The 18,793-nt window shown below is 47.9% G+C and carries 18 protein-coding genes; 6 read left to right on the forward strand and 12 right to left on the reverse strand.

Going from position 1 to position 18,793, the window contains the following annotated elements:
- Positions 1-2: 2 nt before the first annotated feature.
- The 5 genes from Q0110_RS02600 to Q0110_RS02620 form a co-directional block, all read right to left on the reverse strand.
- Positions 3-569 carry a flavin reductase family protein gene (locus Q0110_RS02600; RefSeq protein WP_297901947.1) on the reverse strand — a complete coding sequence of 189 codons (567 nt, stop codon included), beginning with the start codon at positions 567-569 and terminating at the stop codon, positions 3-5.
- Between the two features lie 86 nt (positions 570-655).
- Positions 656-1,120, reverse strand: coding sequence for an aspartate carbamoyltransferase regulatory subunit (pyrI, locus tag Q0110_RS02605; RefSeq protein WP_297901949.1), 465 nt, complete (start codon positions 1,118-1,120; stop codon positions 656-658).
- A gap of 12 nt (positions 1,121-1,132) precedes the next feature.
- Positions 1,133-2,053, reverse strand: coding sequence for an aspartate carbamoyltransferase (gene pyrB, locus Q0110_RS02610; protein ID WP_297901953.1), 921 nt, complete (start codon positions 2,051-2,053; stop codon positions 1,133-1,135).
- Positions 2,054-2,127: 74 nt separating this feature from the next.
- Positions 2,128-3,828 (reverse strand): alkaline phosphatase, encoded by a 1,701-nt coding sequence (locus Q0110_RS02615; protein WP_297901956.1) that lies wholly within the window; start codon positions 3,826-3,828, stop codon positions 2,128-2,130.
- Positions 3,829-3,872: 44 nt separating this feature from the next.
- On the reverse strand, positions 3,873-5,051 hold the full coding sequence (locus Q0110_RS02620) for a Xaa-Pro peptidase family protein (RefSeq protein ID WP_297901959.1): 1,179 nt from the start codon (positions 5,049-5,051) through the stop codon (positions 3,873-3,875).
- Between the two features lie 245 nt (positions 5,052-5,296).
- Between Q0110_RS02620 and Q0110_RS02625 the strand changes: the two genes are divergently transcribed.
- Positions 5,297-6,139 carry an aldo/keto reductase gene (locus Q0110_RS02625; RefSeq protein ID WP_297901961.1) on the forward strand — a complete coding sequence of 281 codons (843 nt, stop codon included), beginning with the start codon at positions 5,297-5,299 and terminating at the stop codon, positions 6,137-6,139.
- Between the two features lie 4 nt (positions 6,140-6,143).
- On the opposite strand, the gene Q0110_RS02630 is transcribed toward Q0110_RS02625, so the two are convergent.
- Together Q0110_RS02630 and Q0110_RS02635 are read right to left on the reverse strand one after the other, a co-directional pair.
- Entirely contained in the window at positions 6,144-6,959 is an 816-nt protein-coding gene (locus Q0110_RS02630; RefSeq protein WP_297901963.1) for an MBL fold metallo-hydrolase, read from the reverse strand.
- Positions 6,952-7,428 (reverse strand): YhcH/YjgK/YiaL family protein, encoded by a 477-nt coding sequence (locus tag Q0110_RS02635; protein WP_297901966.1) that lies wholly within the window; start codon positions 7,426-7,428, stop codon positions 6,952-6,954. The genes Q0110_RS02630 and Q0110_RS02635 overlap by 8 nt, the downstream gene beginning before the upstream one ends.
- 215 nt (positions 7,429-7,643) lie before the next feature.
- Between Q0110_RS02635 and Q0110_RS02640 the strand changes: the two genes are divergently transcribed.
- Genes Q0110_RS02640 through Q0110_RS02650 form a run of 3 tightly spaced genes read left to right on the forward strand, consistent with a single transcriptional unit; the run spans position 7,644 to position 10,747 of the window.
- Positions 7,644-9,857, forward strand: a complete 2,214-nt coding sequence (locus Q0110_RS02640) for a heavy metal translocating P-type ATPase (protein ID WP_297901968.1) — start codon at positions 7,644-7,646, stop codon at positions 9,855-9,857.
- 15 nt (positions 9,858-9,872) lie between these two features.
- Positions 9,873-10,079, forward strand: a complete 207-nt coding sequence (locus Q0110_RS02645) for a cation transporter (protein WP_297901971.1) — start codon at positions 9,873-9,875, stop codon at positions 10,077-10,079.
- A 17-nt stretch (positions 10,080-10,096) separates the two neighbouring features.
- Positions 10,097-10,747: a hemolysin III family protein gene (locus Q0110_RS02650; RefSeq protein ID WP_297901974.1), complete on the forward strand. Its 651-nt coding sequence runs from the start codon at positions 10,097-10,099 to the stop codon at positions 10,745-10,747.
- Positions 10,748-10,826: 79 nt separating this feature from the next.
- Here the strand turns inward: Q0110_RS02650 and Q0110_RS02655 are convergent, their stop codons facing one another.
- The 5 genes from Q0110_RS02655 to Q0110_RS02675 all read right to left on the reverse strand — a co-directional run bounded on the left by Q0110_RS02655 (position 10,827) and on the right by Q0110_RS02675 (position 16,709).
- On the reverse strand, positions 10,827-12,146 hold the full coding sequence (locus tag Q0110_RS02655) for a TldD/PmbA family protein (protein WP_297901977.1): 1,320 nt from the start codon (positions 12,144-12,146) through the stop codon (positions 10,827-10,829).
- 1 nt (position 12,147) lies between these two features.
- Positions 12,148-13,680: a metallopeptidase TldD-related protein gene (locus Q0110_RS02660; protein WP_297901980.1), complete on the reverse strand. Its 1,533-nt coding sequence runs from the start codon at positions 13,678-13,680 to the stop codon at positions 12,148-12,150.
- A complete protein-coding gene (locus Q0110_RS02665) occupies positions 13,670-14,911 on the reverse strand; it encodes an anaerobic sulfatase-maturation protein (protein ID WP_297901983.1) in 1,242 nt (413 codons plus the stop codon). The genes Q0110_RS02660 and Q0110_RS02665 overlap by 11 nt, the downstream gene beginning before the upstream one ends.
- An 89-nt stretch (positions 14,912-15,000) precedes the next feature.
- Complete coding sequence (locus tag Q0110_RS02670) at positions 15,001-16,056, reverse strand: N-acetylmuramoyl-L-alanine amidase (protein ID WP_297901988.1); 1,056 nt, start codon at positions 16,054-16,056, stop codon at positions 15,001-15,003.
- 74 nt (positions 16,057-16,130) lie between these two features.
- Positions 16,131-16,709, reverse strand: coding sequence for a 3'-5' exonuclease (locus Q0110_RS02675; protein ID WP_297901991.1), 579 nt, complete (start codon positions 16,707-16,709; stop codon positions 16,131-16,133).
- A 117-nt stretch (positions 16,710-16,826) separates the two neighbouring features.
- Between Q0110_RS02675 and Q0110_RS02680 the strand changes: the two genes are divergently transcribed.
- Entirely contained in the window at positions 16,827-17,504 is a 678-nt protein-coding gene (locus Q0110_RS02680) for a response regulator transcription factor (protein WP_297901995.1), read from the forward strand.
- A 15-nt stretch (positions 17,505-17,519) separates the two neighbouring features.
- Positions 17,520-18,767, forward strand: coding sequence for a HAMP domain-containing sensor histidine kinase (locus Q0110_RS02685; protein ID WP_297901998.1), 1,248 nt, complete (start codon positions 17,520-17,522; stop codon positions 18,765-18,767).
- The last annotated feature ends 26 nt before the right edge of the window (positions 18,768-18,793 follow it).

An 18,793-nucleotide genomic window follows, 5' to 3' on the forward strand; every position in this document is an offset into this window, starting at 1 on the left:
CGTTATTTTTTCTTTTTCACGGACCAGCCGAATTTTCCGACAAATTCGCCCAACCCATAATACTTACCATGCGAGTAAGCCAGGAGGTCTGCTTTCTGCATATCAAAAGCCCCCGTCTCTGGGTCAAGGTACTTATCATCGGCTTGTACGTTCACGACCTCGGCGATAAACATATCATGGCTTCCGAGCGCGATCACCTCTTTTACCCGGCATTCGATACAAAGCGGGGATTCGTCTATCGTCGGGGCGTTGACAACAGTGGCTTTTCCGGGAGTAAGCTTCATCTCCTCGAACTTATGATGGTCTTTTCCGGAGTTTACCCCGCACCAATCCGTAGCGTAAGCCAGCTCACGATTTGTCAAATTGATGACGAATTCCATATTCTTTTTCAAGATTGGATAAGAGAATCGCTCCGGTCGTACAGAGATATAACACATCGCCGGGTTCGTACAAATCGTGCCGACCCATGCGACAGTTATAATATTGTACTCAGAAGGCTTGTTTCCGCAGCTCACCATTACGGCAGGCAACGGATAGATCATGGTTCCCGGTTTCCAATCGTGCTTCATAATAAAAACTACGCTTTTATAATTGGAAATTGAGAATTGAAAATTAAAGATTCCGTAAAGCTAATTTTCAATTCTCAATTCTCAAATTATTTAATGATTATGTCTTCTTTGTTAATCTTACGTTCGCAATAATGGCATTTGATGGTTCCTTTCTCCTTGTCTATTACATCGAAGCGGGAAAGCATCGGCTCATTATTGGTGATACATTTCGGATTGTTACATTTAACCAGTCCGATCAACTCGTCGGGTAAAGTAACTTTCTTCTTCTCTACAACCTCATAATCACGGATAATGTTCAAGATAACGTTCGGAGCGATCAAGGCGATGCGGTTGATCTCGTCTTCCTCGAAGAACTTGCCGGCGATCTTGATCATGCCCTTGCACCCCATCTTGTTACTATGGAAATTATTTCCGATCGTGATCGTATTGTTCATTTTCTCCAGCCCCAGTAAAGAGGCAACCTTAAATAATTGGCTGGGAGGAATATGATCTATGGCAGTGCCGTTCTCTAAGGCGGCTACTTGCAATTCTTTTTTCTTTTCTGCTGACATAAAACTTCGTTTTTATTCGTCGATAGATATACCTAAAACTTCGCAAATGATAGCTTGACGCGCGAACAACCCGTTGCGTGCCTGTTGGATGTAATAAGCCTTTGGATTATCGTCCACATCGTAAGCGATCTCGTTCACACGGGGTAGCGGATGCAAGATACGCAGGTTCTCACGGCTGTTTCTCAGCATGTCGTTACGCAGGATATACACGTTCTTTACCCGTTCGTACTCTTCCAGGTCGGTGAAACGCTCGCGTTGTACGCGGGTCATATAAAGGATATCTGTCTGGTTGATGATATCTTCCGTGAAATCGGTATGCTCCTCGTATTTGAGACCGTGCTTGTCACAGAAGTTCTTTTGCTCGTCCGGCATACGCAATTCATTCGGGGCGACGAAATGGAAGGTCGGGTGGAAGTGAGACATTCCCACGATCAAGGAATGAACCGTGCGGCCATATTTTAGATCGCCGACCATCGTGATGGTGAGATCGTCCAGCTTACCTTGTGTCTTACGGATGGAATACAAGTCTAGCATGGTTTGCGAGGGATGTTGGTTCGCTCCGTCACCAGCGTTGATAATAGGGATATCCGTCACCTCGGAGGCATAGCGGGCAGCTCCTTCCAGGTAATGTCTCATAATGATCAAGTCCACGTAATTGCTTACCATCAAGATCGTATCTTTCAAGGTCTCGCCCTTGGAGGAACTGGTCGTGGAAGCGTCCGAGAAACCGATCACCCGTCCGCCTAAACGATTTACGGCGGTCTCGAAACTCAGTCTCGTGCGTGTAGAGGGCTCGAAGAACAAGGTAGCGGCTACTTTGCCTTCCAGCAATTTCCGGTTCGGGTTCTCCTCAAACTTCCTTGCGTTATCCAGTATACGAAGAATGTCCTCTTTGGAACATTGATCGATAGAAACTAAACTTTTACTCTTCATAGGTTGTGTATATTCTGTCTTATGTACGCGAATGTATAAAAAAAGCGGAGATCGAAAGACCTCCGCTTTATATTTTATTTTAAGAAATCAACTAAGCTTGCGGGAAGATAGAAGGTGTTATTTTTATCGACATAAACGACGACAGAATTTAACCGAATCTCATCTTGGCCTTTCTTCCCGGACTTCACGATATTGGAGAACGGGGTGATCGTTAGCTGTTTTTTCTTATCTTTCTTGTTCTTAACGACCAATGTCGGAGAACCTTTCTCTGTCGTGGCAGGTACGATCTCGCAGGTATAATCCTTGAACACGTCCGTGTGGCGGGCGAAATTCTTGCTTGTAAGATCTTCCAGGTTATCGTGTGTCAGCCCGAACAAATTGCATAAGTACTCGTTCAACTCGATATTTGTGTTCATACCTAGAGGCAAGGTTCCTTGCGGATGGTAGGCGGCTAGGAACACCTCCTCGCCCGTGTGTCCTCCGGTCGTGAAACCGAAGCAAGTGCGGGAAGTGATGATCTGCGCCATCAACCCGGTTAATGAGCCGCTGTACATAGAGGATTTATCTTCTTGTTTGCGTTGGCCTTCCGGTATCGGGCTATTCTTGTAATCTTTGCAATTGTTCAGCGCGTTCATCTCCTCCGGAGTCAGCTCGAAACCAGCGTAAGTACGGAATACGTCTTGCACTTCAGAGTTAGGGACACTGTTTAACTTGTTGGCAAAACCTTCGGCGGTCAATTTATACAAGGAGAATTGGTGGAACAATTGATCTTTCGTCAACTTATCGTAACCTTTGCATTCTCTTCTGCCTAAACTAATACCGCTATTGCCGTGGTCGGGAACGATGACAACGGCAGTCTCACCGTTATTCCGGGCGAATTCCAAAGCGGCTCCGCAAGCCCGGTCGAACGCCAAGAAATCAGTAGCCATGCCCACCGGGTCATTACCATGAGCGGCCCAGTCTACCTTACTGCCTTCTACCATCAAGAAGAAGCCATTCGGGTTCTTGGATAATTTGTCGATCGCCTTACGAGTCATTTCCTCGATAGAAGGTTGTTCTTCCGGATTACGGTCGATATCGTAAGCCATTTCCTTATCGCCATATAAAGCCCACATCTTCTGGTTATTATCGGCACGCATACCTTTCAGGTCGTTTTTATATACGTTGTATCCGTTAGCCAATAGATAATCTTCCATATCCTTCGTAAGGATAGAAGCTCCACCGCCGATTACGACTTGGATATCATTATGAACCATCTGCGGAGCGATCCAGTCGTATTTTCCGCGGTTGTAGCTATGAGCGGAACAGTCTGCCGGCGTAGCGTGCGGGAACTCACAAGTGAAAACCAATCCCGTAGCTTTTCCTTTTAATATTTTACCGGCTTCCAATACGGTAGTCAACGGTTGGAAGGCACGGGCCGGATCAGTTGGGTAGATATCGTTATCGCCGTCATTCTCCGGGTAAGTCGATACATAACCCGTACGGCTCGGCTGTCCGGTCATGTAGCATGATGTGGTAGGAGCGGAGTCGCCGATAGGGGCGTTAGAGGAATGTGTGCGCACCGTTCCGCACAAATACGGGTCGATGTTCAATTTCGGTTTGCCGGGATCTTGGTACCATTGCAACCAACGGGCGATAGAGACCGTCGCCAACGAGGTTCCGTCCGGGATTAAAAGGATTACGTTCTTGACAGGTTTCACGTTTTCCTTTTCCACAGCATTGGCCGGCATAATGATGATAGCCAGCAAAAGTAGGAAAGCTAATGTTTTTTTCATGTGCTTTAATTTTGTAATGTATAATAAATATCTTCTATTGAATCCTAATTCCCTAATGAGACAATCTCCTCGTTGAATCTCGTCAGCTTCTCTACGCCGGTATCCGTTACAAGGAAGCTATTCTCTATTCCCACGGCCCCGATTCCCGGAATAACGAATTTAGGCTCCAAGGCAAATACCATATTGGGTAAAAGCTCCTCTTTCGAACGAGGGGTAAGTACGGGTAACTCGTTGATCTGTATACCAATGCCATGCCCTACGAATTTAGCCTGCTGCTTGGTTCCCATAAAATTTGCCATAAGGCCTTCTTTCTGGGCAATATTCGCCGCTATATTATATAAATCCGAGCAAGCTACTCCCGGACGGGCGGCGTTCTCTACCTCTTGCTGTATCGTAAGGGCCACTTGATGCGCCCGGTAAGCTTCTTCCGTCAGTTTGCCTACGGAGAAGACACGGGTCATATCCGTCATGTAAGCCGTATAATTCCCGGCCATATCTACCATGATGGCGGTTCCCTCTTTCAGTAACGTGCCGTTGGCGCCCAAAGGACACGATGCGTTTATGCCGCCTCCACCCAACGCGAAATCGAAAGGAGACGGGGTCTCTGCATTTTCCCCCGCGAGGATACTGCCCATATAGATATCCATATTGGCCCCGAAAGCACGGAAAAGACCGATCGAACCGTTCTTGCGCATGCGTTTCTCTATCTCGTATTGAAATTCCAAGTCTGTCATGCCGAGGTGGAAACATTCCGGAATCTCGCTATAGGTCGCCTCGTGTTTACGGGCGGAGATACGGAATTGCTCGATTTCCCAAGGGGTTTTTACCCGGCGAAGGAGCCGTGTGAAAGCGGTGGCGTTGCCTGTTTCTTCCGGTTGGAATACCTTTTGCAAACGGATGTATTCATTATAAGTTAACTCGTCCGCTTCTAGCAAGAGTTTTTTCGGCATCTTAATCCCTCGTTCCGCGAATAAGGAAGGGATATCCTCGGGCTTGCGGATATATTCCACTTGGTGGCCGGAGAGTCCGTTCGGTCGTTTAATCAAGAACCAAGGTTCACCGTCTGCCGGCAAATAAAAATAACCATTATAAATTTGTCCTGTCGTATAATAAAGATTTACATCTACGGTAAGCAAGCAGGCATCCATCCCCATCTTAGTCATGCCTTCTCTCATCCGATCCCATTTCATCTTCAGGTCATTCTTCAATTCTTCTGAAATCATCTTTCTTATATTACTTACTTTTATTTTCTCTAGGCATCAAAGGTAACAAGTTTTTACGAGAATTAAGTGAATATGGTATGAATAAAGTATTAGAAAACTTTTACGAAAATAAAACCAGTGATTAAGGTTATACAATCCGTAATTTGTCTACACAAGAGAGATCTGTATTTGCCTAATTTTGCGATATCTATTCGAAGGGGGAGGCTTACTTCTCCGATTAATAACCATAAACGAAGCGGTACATTATGCGAACAATTAGATTGAATAACGGGGTGGAAATCCCCGCGTTGGGTTTTGGCGTATTTCAAATACCTGACTTAGAGGAGTGTAAACAGGTGGTATCCGACGCTATCGTCGCCGGTTACCGGCTGATAGATACGGCATCTATCTATAAAAACGAGGAGGCGGTAGGCGAGGCCATCCGCGAGAGCGGTCTTTTGCGTAGCGATTTATTCATCGCTAGTAAAGTGTGGATTCACGACACGGGCTATGAGAGAACGAAACATGCGTTTGCCGATACTCTTGAAAAACTGGGTACGGATTATCTTGACCTCTATCTGATCCATATGCCTTTCGGAGACTATTATGGTTCTTGGCGTGCGATGGAAGAACTTTACGAGGCGGGAAAGATCCGTGCTATCGGTGTATGCAATTTCAACGCAGACCGGCTGATCGATCTTTGTATGAATGTGAAAATTGTTCCAGCCATCAACCAGATAGAGACTCATCCCTTCTGCCAGCAAACGCAAATACTGGAAACCCTCAAGGAGTATGACATCCGGATGCAGGCATGGGGACCTTTCGCTGAAGGCAGAAACGGGATCTTCGGTAATGAGAGGTTGACCGCTATTGGACGAAAGTATGGTAAGACCGCCGCTCAAGTTATCCTGCGCTGGCACATTCAGCGTGGAGTCATCGCTATCCCCAAGTCCGTGCATAAAGAACGCATAGAGGAGAACTTTGCCATTTGGGATTTCTCGCTGACGGAAGAAGACATGACCGCCATCGCTGGAATGGATATGTGCCGTGGCATGATACTAGACGTGCTTGATCCTAGCGAGATACACCGTGTGTACGCTATACGCTAAAGGATCATTGTCCGGTGTCGATCACCTCTAGATCATCGGGAACAAGTACTTTGCCGGAGAAGTTTTGCAGGGCTTCTTCTGCATAGGCTTTTTTGCGGGCTTTTAGATTCTCATCCTCCGTATGATATAATAACAGATTCTTGACATTCAGTTTTTTCGCCAGGATGCCGGCTTCCAGCGCCGTACTATGATGTTTCTCGTATGGCCTGAAAATCTCTCTATCTTTATAGAGGCAGAAGGCCTCGCACAGCAGCCAGTCGGCATTTTCCACATACGGGCGGTTTTCCTCATTATAGGGCTCATCTCCAAGGCAAACCAAGATTTTGTTGTCGGGCAACCTCATGCGGAAGCCGAACTGTTTCTCCTTGGTCGATAATATATCGAAACATTTAAGCTCCATGTCTCCCACGCAAAAGCTGTCTTCATTCCTTACCTCATGGAAAAGGACCGATGTTCCGAGGAATCTCAGGTCCTTTTCCGGCAAAGTCATACGGCATATCCCATCCAAGACCTTTAAGGCTTTCTCATGGCTATACACCTTAAATGCCCCGTCGTATTTTCCGCTCTTCATTCGGTGTATAACCATCCTTACTATCCAGACCGCTCCCAAGATATGGTCTGTATGCGCATGGGTTACAAACATATCATGTATGTCGGTCAACGCTACCCGGGCTTTCTCCAATTGCGTCAATATGCCATTGCCTCCTCCTGCGTCGACCAATAGCATCGTTTCGGGAGACTTTATAATGAAGCAAGTGTTATAGCATTTTGTAACAATAGCGTTTCCCGTGCCTAGCATGATTATTTGGGTGTTATTCATGGCAGCCCCCGTGTTGATCGTATTGAGCCGGAATCTTGATAACTACCTTTCGGATATTGCCTTGGCCGATACCCGGGGCGTGTCCGTCTTCCGGGAAATAAATGGCGAATTGCCCGGGGTAGATTTTCGTATAGGCGGTAGGTTTGTCTATATAGAAGGTGATATCTTGTTCCTCGTTGTATGGGACGGATTCCTCAAGCAACTGATCCCCCGGTTTCCATCCGATTTTCTCTACACCCAATAAGGGGAATTGGATATCGATGAATTTTCTATGAGTCTCGATGGCCGCTTCCGATTTCTCCTTTCCGAAGATACTGGCGATGCTAACCGTGAACCCCGCCTCCGCTATCTCGTATTTACCATCTTCCATCTTTGAAAAATCAGTAGACTTAACATAGTTAAAAGCCTGTTTGAACAACGGATGGATGCATTCAATCCGTTTAGAGTTTTCAAGTGAGTCTAAAATCATATTGTTACTAAGTTTTAGTGATCGGTTTGAAATTTGTTACAAATATCAGCTATTTTCATGTTAAATAATAGTCATATTCCTCAAATAAATCTATTAATTTTCTATGTTCCTTAATGTACGTAAAAGCTGTTTTGCAAAGTTTGCAATCTTGTTGCAATCATATTTATCGTATCTTTGTTATTAATTTATATATAACTAAACAGGTGATACGATCTATGAAAGATTTGGAGACAATTATATTGCCGGTTCTCGAGATGAGTTGTGCCGTATGTGCCAATAACGTGGAGAATACGGTGAAGGGGCTTCCCGGCGTGGAAGAGGCATCGGTGAATTTCGCGGCGAATACGCTTTCCGTCAAATATCATCCATCCTTGATCACCCCTCAGAAAATGAAGGAGGCTGTGCAGGCGGCCGGATACGATTTGGTCGTGGAGGCAGAGGATCCGACGGCGGTACAGGAGGAGATGGCACGGGAGCATTACCGGAAGCTACGCCGGAATACGATCGGGGCGTGGGCGCTTTCCGTTCCGCTGGCCCTGCTGGGAATGGTGTTTATGGATACGCCCGGCGGCAACTGGGTCATGATGGCGCTAGCCTTGATGATCATGATCGGGTTCGGGCGGTCGTTCTACGTGAACGGCCTGCGCCATGCCTGGCACGGTAGCGCCAATATGGATACCTTGGTGGCGTTGAGTACCTCGATCGCTTTCTTGTTCAGCTTCTTCAATACCGTATATCCGCGGTTTTGGTGGGAGAGAGGACTGGAGCCGCATGTCTATTATGAGGCGTCCGGCGTGATTATAGCGTTTGTCTTGCTAGGCAAGTTGCTGGAGGAACGGGCGAAGAACAGCACCTCTTCCGCTATCAAGAGCTTGATGGGATTGCAGCCTAAAACCGCCCGTCGCGTGCAAGACGGGCAGGAGGAAGAGGTCTCTATCTCGTTATTGCGGGTGGGAGACTTGGTCAGTGTCCGTCCCGGCGAGAAGATCCCGGTAGACGGCACGGTGTCTCAGGGTTCCTCTTCCGTGGATGAGAGCATGTTAAGCGGCGAGCCGATTCCTGTCGTGAAATCACGAGGCGACCGGGTCTTGGCCGGGACGATCAATCAAAAGGGTGCGTTCCTAATGGAGGCGACCGGGGTGGGGAGCGCTACCGTATTATCGCAAATCGTGCAAATGGTACAAGCCGCCCAAGGAAGTAAGGCGCCCGTGCAGCGTATCGTTGATAAAATAAGTGGTATATTTGTACCGATCGTTGTCGGGTTGGCGATACTTACTTTTATCGTCTGGCTGGCAGTAGGAGGAAGCGGGTACTTCTCGTACGCTCTCTTATCGGCGGTATCGGTATTGGTGATTGCGTGCCCTTGCGCGCTGGGACTCGCTACGCCGACCGCCTTGATGGTCGGGATGGGTAAGGGAGCCGAGCGTCATATCTTGATCAAAGACGCTTTTGCCTTGGAAAACCTTTGTAAGGTGGATACCGTCGTGCTGGATAAGACTGGGACCTTGACCGAGGGCGTACCCGAGGTGACAGACTCTTTCTGGATATCGGAGGCTAGCCGGGATATGCTGGATATCCTTTATACCGCCGAGATGAAGTCCGAGCATCCCTTGGCATCCGCTATCCTCTCATGGCTGAAAGGGACGGAGGCTGCCGAGATCGAGGCCGATAACTTCGAGAGCGTGACCGGACGCGGTATCCGCATGCAGGTGCGTGGCGTGACGTATTGGGTGGGAAGCAAAGGCTTCCTCGAGACCTTCAAGGCGATGGTTCCACCCGAGGCAGGCCGGGAAATCGTCCGCTGGGAAGAGGATGGCAAGAGTATCGTTTATTACGGCCGGGAATCGGGGTTGCTTGCGGTGATGGCTATTTCGGATCGGTTGAAACCCACGTCGGGAGAGGCGGTAGAGGCCTTGAAGGAAATGGGTATCGAGGTCCATTTATTGACCGGCGATGGGAAACGGACCGCCGAGACGGTGGCGGCTATGCTGGATATCCGTCATTATAAAGCGGATGTCTTGCCGAACGACAAGGAGGAGTATATTTGTTCCTTGCAAGCCGCCGGAAAGAAAGTGGCTATGGTTGGAGACGGCATCAACGACTCGCAGGCCTTGGCCCGTGCGGACGTGAGTATAGCGATGGGGAAGGGCACGGATATCGCCATGGATGTGGCGATGGTCACGTTGATTACCTCGGATTTGATGTTATTGCCGGATGCGATCCGCTTGTCGAGACGAACGGTTCGCTCGATCCATCAGAATTTGTTCTGGGCATTTATCTATAACTTGATCGGAATCCCATTGGCGGCGGGTATCTTGTTTCCGGTGAACGGCTTGTTGCTGAATCCGATGTTGGCGAGCGCCGCGATGGCTTTCAGTTCCGTGTCGGTGGTATTAAACAGCTTACGGTTGAAATGGAGTAAACTTTAAATAATAAATAGAGATATGGCAACATTAAGATTTAAGACAAACGCTAAATGCGGTGGATGTGTAGCGGCTATCGGCGCTAAGTTGAATAAATTGGTAAATGAGGACGCATGGTCGATCGACTTGAAATCCCCGGATAAAACATTGACTATAACGACCGATCTTCCGGCGGAGACCATTCTTTCCGCTGTATCGGAGGCCGGTTTCAAGGCTAGCGCCTTATAGTCGTAGCGATCGGACGGATGAGAAGACAAAGACAGACTCATGGCGAGGAAGTGGCGAATGTGCTTACGCATGGCGCGGGCATGTTGTTCGGCTTGACGGCGATTATCGTCTTGATGATCGCCGGGCTCCGTACGGGTGATCCGTGGGTGACCGGTAGTTTCGCCGTTTATGCGTTGTGTATGACTTCCTCGTATGTGACGTCTACCTTTTATCACGCCGCTTCCGATCCCAAGCGGAAATGCCGTTTGCGCCGTTTGGATCATAGCGCCATTTACTTGCATATCGCGGGTACTTATACGCCATTCACCTTGGTGGCTCTTCGCGACGAGGGTTTCTGGGGCTGGGGATTATTTATTACGATCTGGCTGGCCGCGGTTATCGGCGTATGGTTTAGTTTCCGTCGGATGAGGAAGAAGGACAACCTGAAAACGGTTTGTTACCTGCTGATGAGCTGGGTGGTGATTATCGCTTTCAAGCCTTTGGTCGATGTCTTCCAGCGTACGGATTCGATGCCTGTTTTGTATTGGTTGATAGGAGGAGGCTTGTTCTATTCCCTAGGAACGATTTTCTTCTTTCTGGATAAATATAAATACATGCATTCCGCGTGGCATTTATTCGTCCTCGGGGGCACGGTTTGCCATTTTATAGCGATCTATAATTTGGCGTAAGAAGAAACAAAGAACCGGAACCGCTAAATGCGGTTCCGGTCTCTTTGTTTCTTGTTCTTCCGGATATTGTCTCTTGTATTTATAATCCGCTAAAATCAACCCCGTGGAAAAGCAAGGAAGGGATTCGCCAACTGGAGGATAGGCGGGGATCGTTTCCTACTTCCGCTAGGTTACTCCATAGGGAGAGCATATTACCCGTGGCGTTCATCTCGGAGATCGGTTGGGATAGCTTGCCTCTCTCGATCAAGAAACCTTCCACGCCATACGAGAAATCGCCGGTCGTGCTATTACAGTTTCCACCGTTGAAGCCGGTCACCAATATACCTTTGTCGATAGAGGCGATCAATCCGTCCAGATCCTTATCGCCATTCCGCATGGCAAGAATCGAAGGAGAGCCGATCGTTTGCTTCACGCCCATCTTGTTAGCGGAATACGTATCGATATAATACGTCTTCAATATACCCTGCTCGAATACCGGAAGACGTTTCGTGGCGACACCCTCGCTATCAAAATAACGTGCGCCGGAAGCCTTTACCAGATGAGGCTCGTCTATCAAGGTCATCTTGTCGCTCGCTACCTTTTGGCCGATCTTATCCAGCAAGAAAGAGTTCTTCTGCTGGATGGAGGAACCGTAGATGGCCCCGATTACCGGAGAAAGCAGGCGGCTGGAATTCATGTTGTCTACGATCATGGTATATTTGCCGGACGCCACTTTCCGCTGTCCCAGTTTACGAAGCACCCGTTCCAACGCTTTCGTGCCGATACCGGTCTTCACCAGCTCATCGTAATACAAGGAAGAGTCGTACCAATAAGACTCAGGACGGGCGTCACCTTCCCCACGGATACTGACACTTCCCACCAAGCCGTAAGAAGAGCCCGAAGCCTCGCCTTCGAAACCGTTGCTGGCTATCATATACTTGAAATCCTTCTCGTCGCTGTAGGAAGCGTTGGCAGAGATGATCCGCTCGTCCTTACCCATGATCTCCTCGCAGACGCTCATGGCCAGCGCCACCTTATCGTCCGGTTGCACGGAATCGAAGTTGGGGTCGATCAGTCGCAAGTCGGCCGCCCCGCCTTTATAATACAAGGAAGCGTCCGGCAGCGTGCGGGCCTTGTCTTCGGCGAGGAAACGGGTAGCGGCGATACCATCCTTGATGAATTTCTCCAGCTCTTTCTTATCCAAGCGATTGGTAGAGTAGGAACCGTAACGGCCGTCCACGAACAAATGGATCACCATGCTATTCTCGGATGCCTGTTGCAGACGGTCTATTTTCATATCCCGTATCTCAAATGAACTGCTGGAACCATTGTAAAGCGTGACACGCGAAGACTGGCAACCATTCTTCAGGGCATATTCCATGGCCCACCCGGCCAATTTCTTATTGTCGTCTGTTATCATATTAGTTTTCTCCTCCTACTGTAAGTTTGCTGACTAAGGCCGACGGCATACCGCAGGTCACCGGGCAAGACTGTCCATCCTTGCCACAAGTCCATGTGCCGTTGTCCATCTTATAATTATTACCCACCATCGTGATGTCTGCCAACGCTTTCGGGCCGTTACCGATGATATTGATATCCTTGATAGGCTGGGTGAGCTTGCCATTCTCGATCAGGTAACCATCCTTCACGAAGAAGGTGAAATCGCCCGCCCCGATCTGTACCTGCCCGTTCGTGAAATTGGCGGCGTAGATACCTTTCTTTACGGTAGAGATGATCTCTTCCTCCGTCATGTTGCCCGCCTCCATATAAGTGGCGCGCATGCGGGGGATCGGCATTTGCCGGAAAGACTCCCGCCGGCCGTTGCCCGTGGAAGGGATGCCGTAATGTCTCGCGCTGATACGGTCGTGCAGGTAACTGGTCAAGACTCCCTCACGCACGATATAGGTCTTTTGCCCGTCCACGCCCTCGTCGTCGATATTGACCGAGCCCCGGTTGAAAGGAATCGTGCCATCGTCTACCACGTTGATATGCTCGTTACAAACTTTCTTGTTCAGTTGGTCGGAGAAAATAGAGGTGTTCTTACGGTTGAAATCGGCCTCGAAAGCATGGCCGATCGCCTCGTGCAATAGGATTCCGGAACCGCCGGCACCCATGACGACGGGCATTTCCCCGCCCTTCGGCTTGATCGCCCGGAATAAGATAGAGGTCTTATCCACCGCCTCTTGAGCGAGCTCGTCGATCAGGTCGTCCGTCAGGAATTCCGCACCCATGCGGAAAGCCCGTGCCGCATATGAGTTCTCAATCTTCCCGTTGTCCTCCATGATGCAGACGGCGCTCAGGGCGCTCATCGGGCGATAATCGTAATAAATCTGCCCTTCCGAGTTGCAGAATAAGATATGGGAGGTCGTGTCTCCCAGAGAGGCCATCACCTTGGTGACCCGCTTATCCTTGGCGAAGATCTGATCGTTCAGTTTCTGCAAGAAAGGCATCTTGTCGTTGATGGCGATCTCGTCCCAGGGTGTTCGTACGCCATAGAAATTATTCGCGCGCGTTTTCTCCGTCAGGTTTATCGGGGCGGTGTTCGCCGATCCGGTAGCGATACGCGCGGCGGTACGGGCCGCCTTCAGCATCTCGTCTAAGGTGACGTTCTCTACGTAGGCATACCCCGTTTGGTCGCCGGCCAATACACGTACGCCCATCCCGAAGTCGATGTTAGACGAGGCACGGTTTACGGCGCCATCCTGTAGCCCCACGTTGTTCCTGTATGAGTGCTCGAAAAACAAGTCGGCATAATCCCCACCTTTCTCCAAGGCTGCCGCCAATACCTTCCTCAAATCCTCCTCACTCACCTTAAAATAATCCATGGCGAATGAAATACCGGCCGCTTTACCACCTTCACTACCGGTGCAACCTCCTAGTAAGGAAGGGGCCGCTAATGTCCCAAGCATAACCATACCTCCTGTTTTAATGAAATCACGTCTGTTAATATTCATGTTGTTGTTGTTTAGCCCAATCCATCACGTTTGCGGGTGGACGTTGATTCAATAACTCTTTTTTCATAAAATCCATGTAAGGAGCTACATGCTTGAAGAATTTCCGGTATCCCTTACATAGGTAATTAAGTCCCGGCTCTCCGCTCGGCGTATGGAGGAACCGGTTCTTCGGGCACTCCCCGTGGCAAGCGAAAAGGTATTCGCATTCCTTGCACTGCGTAGGGAGCTTATCCTCTTTATCCGTTCCAAACTTTTGTTGCACGGGGCTGTACATCATCTCCGTCAATGTCTTTGTCTGGATATTCCCGAGCTTGTATTCCGGGAATACGAAATGATCGCAAGCGTATACATCGCCATTGAACTCCATTACCCCGGCATGTCCGCAATGGCGGGCCAGGGAGCAGACCCCGGGTTGCTCGCCTACCCAGTTCGCCAAGGTGGAATCGAATAATTGGATGTAGAACTTGCCTACATCCTCTTTCAGCCATTCATCGAACAAGGCGCAGAGGAAATCTCCCCATTTCTCGCTATCTACCGAGAACGGGGCAAGCTTGATCGCCGCGTCTTGCTCTTCGGGAGAAGATAGCTTGGTTCCTTCCTTATGCCGGCCGATACGCTCCACGATCGGAGCGAATTGGATGAAGCGGCAATCCAGTTCCTTGAAGAAATTATAGAATTCCAGCGGATAATCCACGTTATAATCATTCACGACCGCCATGGCGTTATATTCTACCCCATGTTTTTTCAGCAACTCTATTCCCTTCATCACCTTATAGAAAGAAGGGAGTCCCTGCCGGTTCCTACGATATTCGTCGTGAAACTCTTGCGGGCCATCGATCGATACGCCCACCAAGAAATTATTTTCCTTGAAAAAACGGCACCACTCATCATTCAATAAAGTACCATTCGTTTGAATACAATTATCTATTTGCCGTCCTCCCGCGTATTTACGCTGCAACTCCAAGGCCTTTTTATAAAAACTGATCGGTCGCATCAGCGTCTCGCCCCCGTGCCACGTAAACAACACTTCCTGCATAGTCTGGCATTCCATATACTCCTTGATAAACCTTTCGAGTATCTGATCCGTCATGATGTGATTTTTCACATCCGGATAGAACTTACTTTTCTCAAGATAATAACAATACTCACATGCCAAATTACAAACAGAACCCACCGGTTTCAACATGATGTAAACCGGCTTTGCGAAAGGAGAGATATAGGAACTACTCATGGTACATATTTAAAATGTTCAATTTTTTAATTTGCAAAGATAAAAAACCTCTTTGGTTTGTGCTTGTTGCAGATAATAAAATCTGTTTATTACTTCTTTGTCTTCTTATAATAATTGTAATCCGTGATAAATCCCTCGCAAAGCCAATTGGCCAAAGCCTGCCGGTTATTACTAAGGATAAATCGTTGTTGGTCGTATCGGTTTTGTAAGTTACCCAACTCAACGAAGACAGAGGTTGGAACCGTGTGCCGTAATACATATAAATTACGATCATCTACCGTACCGGAGAATCCCCGGCCCGGTTGATGGCGGTTGTATTTATGCGAGAATGTGGATTTCATGGTCTTTGCCAGGCGTTTACTGGCTTGGTCTTTGGGCTTGTGATAGAAGAAGACATCCGTTCTTTGGTGCTTGCTACGGCTGTCTACGTGGATGAATATCGCTCTTTTATAGGTTTCCTTGTCTTTCCGGTTTAGGGTGTTTATCTTGGCGCAACGTTGTTCTAGCCTGCTTACTTGATTGAATGGAATCGGGCTTCCCATGCAAGTCTCCCGTTTGCTGTTATTGAGAAATTGTTGATCTCGTATCCCGTCTTTCGCGTCTTGAATGATAATATGTACTTTGGCTCCCCGTGTTAAGAGATTACGGGCCAGACGCAACATGATATCATAAGCGTATTCGTCCTCATGCAACTCGTGAGAGCCCATTTTCCCGATTGCGCCGGGGTCCGGGCCACCGTGCCCACTGACTAGGTAGAAGCAAGCTCCCTTTAGGTCGGAGGAGGTGACTTGGTAGCTTGCTAGCGACTTACCGAATAGGGACTGATAATTTCTCCTCCGAGGAGTAGAGACGGGAGATTCGGAGGAGGCGCTGGCCGTGGCGGTTCTTTTCCTCTTGGCCTTCAGTGGAGGCAGGGTATATTTTACGCCCATGCGTAGACTATTGTTCTTCCCAAACTTCCCTTTATTAAGTTTGATAAACTCTTTCTGATAGGTTTGTCCGGTACGGTTGAAACGCTTGAGGAAAAGGATGATACCCTCTCCGTTTTTAGGATATGCCTTTTCTTGGGCAGTCAAGGGACCTGTATAGACGAGAGTGATAATAAGGATGAAGAATATATGGATACAGTGTTTCACGGACTTCATAAAAATTGATTCTACGTCGTAAAGATAATTAAATCAGCCCATAGTCGGAAATGATAATATATAAAAAGAATGAATCAACCTACAAAAGATAGAGAGGATATCTTATTGTAAATCTCTTTGGTTAATTGAATATCATAGGATGCGTCGTGCAATTTCGTGGAGTCTATTTTTATGCCCAAGGTCCTCGCCACTGTTTCCTGCTTGAAATCTGTCATCTCATGCCGTTTGCGCATTAAATGCTGGGTGGCCAATACCATTACGTCTATGGAGTTCACCCAGAACCAGGAGTAAAAATAATTATCCCCGTTCTGTACGAAAAAGGCTTTCAGAAAGTAATTGTCGAAAGAGGCGTTATTGTATCCCACAAGGAAGAACTTGTCTTTTTTATCAAATTTGTCCACATATTTAGAGAGCATATTCACTAATCGGGCATATACCTCTTGCATGGGCGGGTAAGCTTGTATTTGCTCCCTGGTTACATTGCAAATGCGGAGAGCCTCTTCCTCTATCTCGCACCGGGGATGCGGGCATACGTTGAAATTGAAGGATTCCTTGGTTACTCCATCTATTACGATTTCCCCGCTTATTTGGTGGATGCCGTTTCTCCAGTATTTTATGCCGGTAGTCTCTAGATCGAAAAAAAGTAGTTTCATAAAAGTTTTTTAATATAGGATACAAAAGTAAGTTTTTTTATTCTTTTCGATAGATATTTCAGCCCTTTTTCAGAAATATCCGGTTTCTTTGTATAAACTTTAATATGGAATGAACCTATGAAGATCTTGATAGTCGAGGATGAACCTTCTTTAAGGGAGTTGATACAACGTTTCTTGGAGAAAGAGCGGTATGTGGTAGAGGTGGCCGCTTCTTATGCCACAGGCATACGGAAATTGGAAGATTACGATTATGACTGTATCTTGCTGGATATAATGTTGCCGGACGGGGACGGCCTGTCCCTGCTGGAAAGCATCAAGAGGATGGGAAAGAAAGAATGCGTGATCATCATCTCCGCCAAGGATTCTTTGGAGGATAAAGTGTCGGGGCTAGACTTGGGGGCGGACGATTATCTGGCCAAGCCTTTCCATATGGCAGAGCTGAGCGCCCGTATTAAGAGCGTGATTCGAAGGCATCATTATAATGGGACGGCGTGCATCGATATTGGCAACGTGAAAATATTCACCGACAAGTATCAGGTACGAGTGGAAGGAAAGGAATTGGAGCTGAATAAGAAAGAATACGATATATTGGTTTATTTCGCTAATCGCCCCGGTCGCTTGGTCGATAAGGGCACGCTTGCCGAATCCGTGTGGGGAGATCATATCGATCAGGTAGATAATTTTGATTTTGTATACGCCCAGATCAAGAATCTCCGTAAGAAACTGGCGGCGGGAGGGGCTAATATAGAGATCAGGGCCGTTTACAAGTTTGGCTATAAATTGGTTGTCGAATAGATCTTCTTGGCTGGTATGAAATTGATTTATCGTATATTAATTCGCTTGTCGGTGGTTCTGAGCGTTGTCGTGGCGGTCTGGGCCTTTTTGTTTTACGTGGCCATCGCGGACGAGATCAATGAAGAGGTGGATGATTCGCTGGAAGACTATTCCGAGGAGATTATGACGCGAGTCTTGGCGGGGGAAGAGCTTCCCACGGGGGATAACGGCTCGAGCAGCCAGTATTATTTATCGGAGGTAAGCCCGGATCATGCCGAGCGGTACAAGAAAAAGAAAGATATGTATTATACGGACGAGGATACCCGTGTCTTGTCGATGATATTCAGGGATAAGGATGATCGTTATTATGAGCTGGTCGTGTCTACGCCGACTATAGAGAAAGATGATTTGCGGGAAGCGGTCTTGTATTGGTGTATCATTTTATATGTTTTCCTGTTGTTTACGGTGGTGGCTGTTACCACTTGGGTTTTCTATCGCAGCATGAAGCCTCTATATGTCCTTCTGGATTGGTTGGATTCGTACCGGATCGGGAAAAAGAATAAACCTTTGGAGATCGATTCTTCCGTGACGGAGTTCAGGAAACTGAGCGAGGCGACACTTCGTAACGCCGGGCGAAACGAGAAAATGTACGAGCAGCAAAAGCAGTTTATAGGGAACGCCTCTCACGAGATACAGACCCCGTTGGCCATCTGCAGGAACCGCTTGGAGGGTTTGATGGAAGACGACTCGTTGACAGAGGCTCAGATGGAGGAACTTTATAAGACCCATAAGACACTGGAATATATAACGAGGTTGAACAAGGCGCTGCTTCTGCTGACCAAGATAGACAACGGGCAGTTTATCGATACGGCCGATATCGAGTTGAACCCGTTGATAGAGCGTTATGTGGAGGATTTCAAGGATGTGTATGCCTATCGCCGTATCTCTGTAGCCGTGGAGGAGGAAGGCGTGTGCAGGGTAACGATGAACGAGTCGTTGGCGGCTTCCCTTTTCTCCAACCTGATCAAGAACGCTTTTGTACATAACATAGAGGGAGGGCAGATACATATTGCCTCGGGCCCCGGCCGTTTCGTTATACGGAATACGGGTGAGGATGGCCCGTTGGACCGGGCCCGTATTTTCGAGCGTTTTTATCAAGGCCATAAGAAAGAAGGCTCGACGGGGCTGGGATTGGCGATCGCTCATTCGATATGCGCGATGCAAGGCTTCCATCTGTCGTATGATTATGTGGGCGGGGAGCATTTATTTTGTGTCAAATATTGATATCGGGTTATGATTTCAGAGAAATT

Origin of the sequence: uncultured Parabacteroides sp. (genome assembly GCF_947855115.1) — a bacterium.
In the GTDB taxonomy this organism is placed as follows: domain Bacteria; phylum Bacteroidota; class Bacteroidia; order Bacteroidales; family Tannerellaceae; genus Parabacteroides.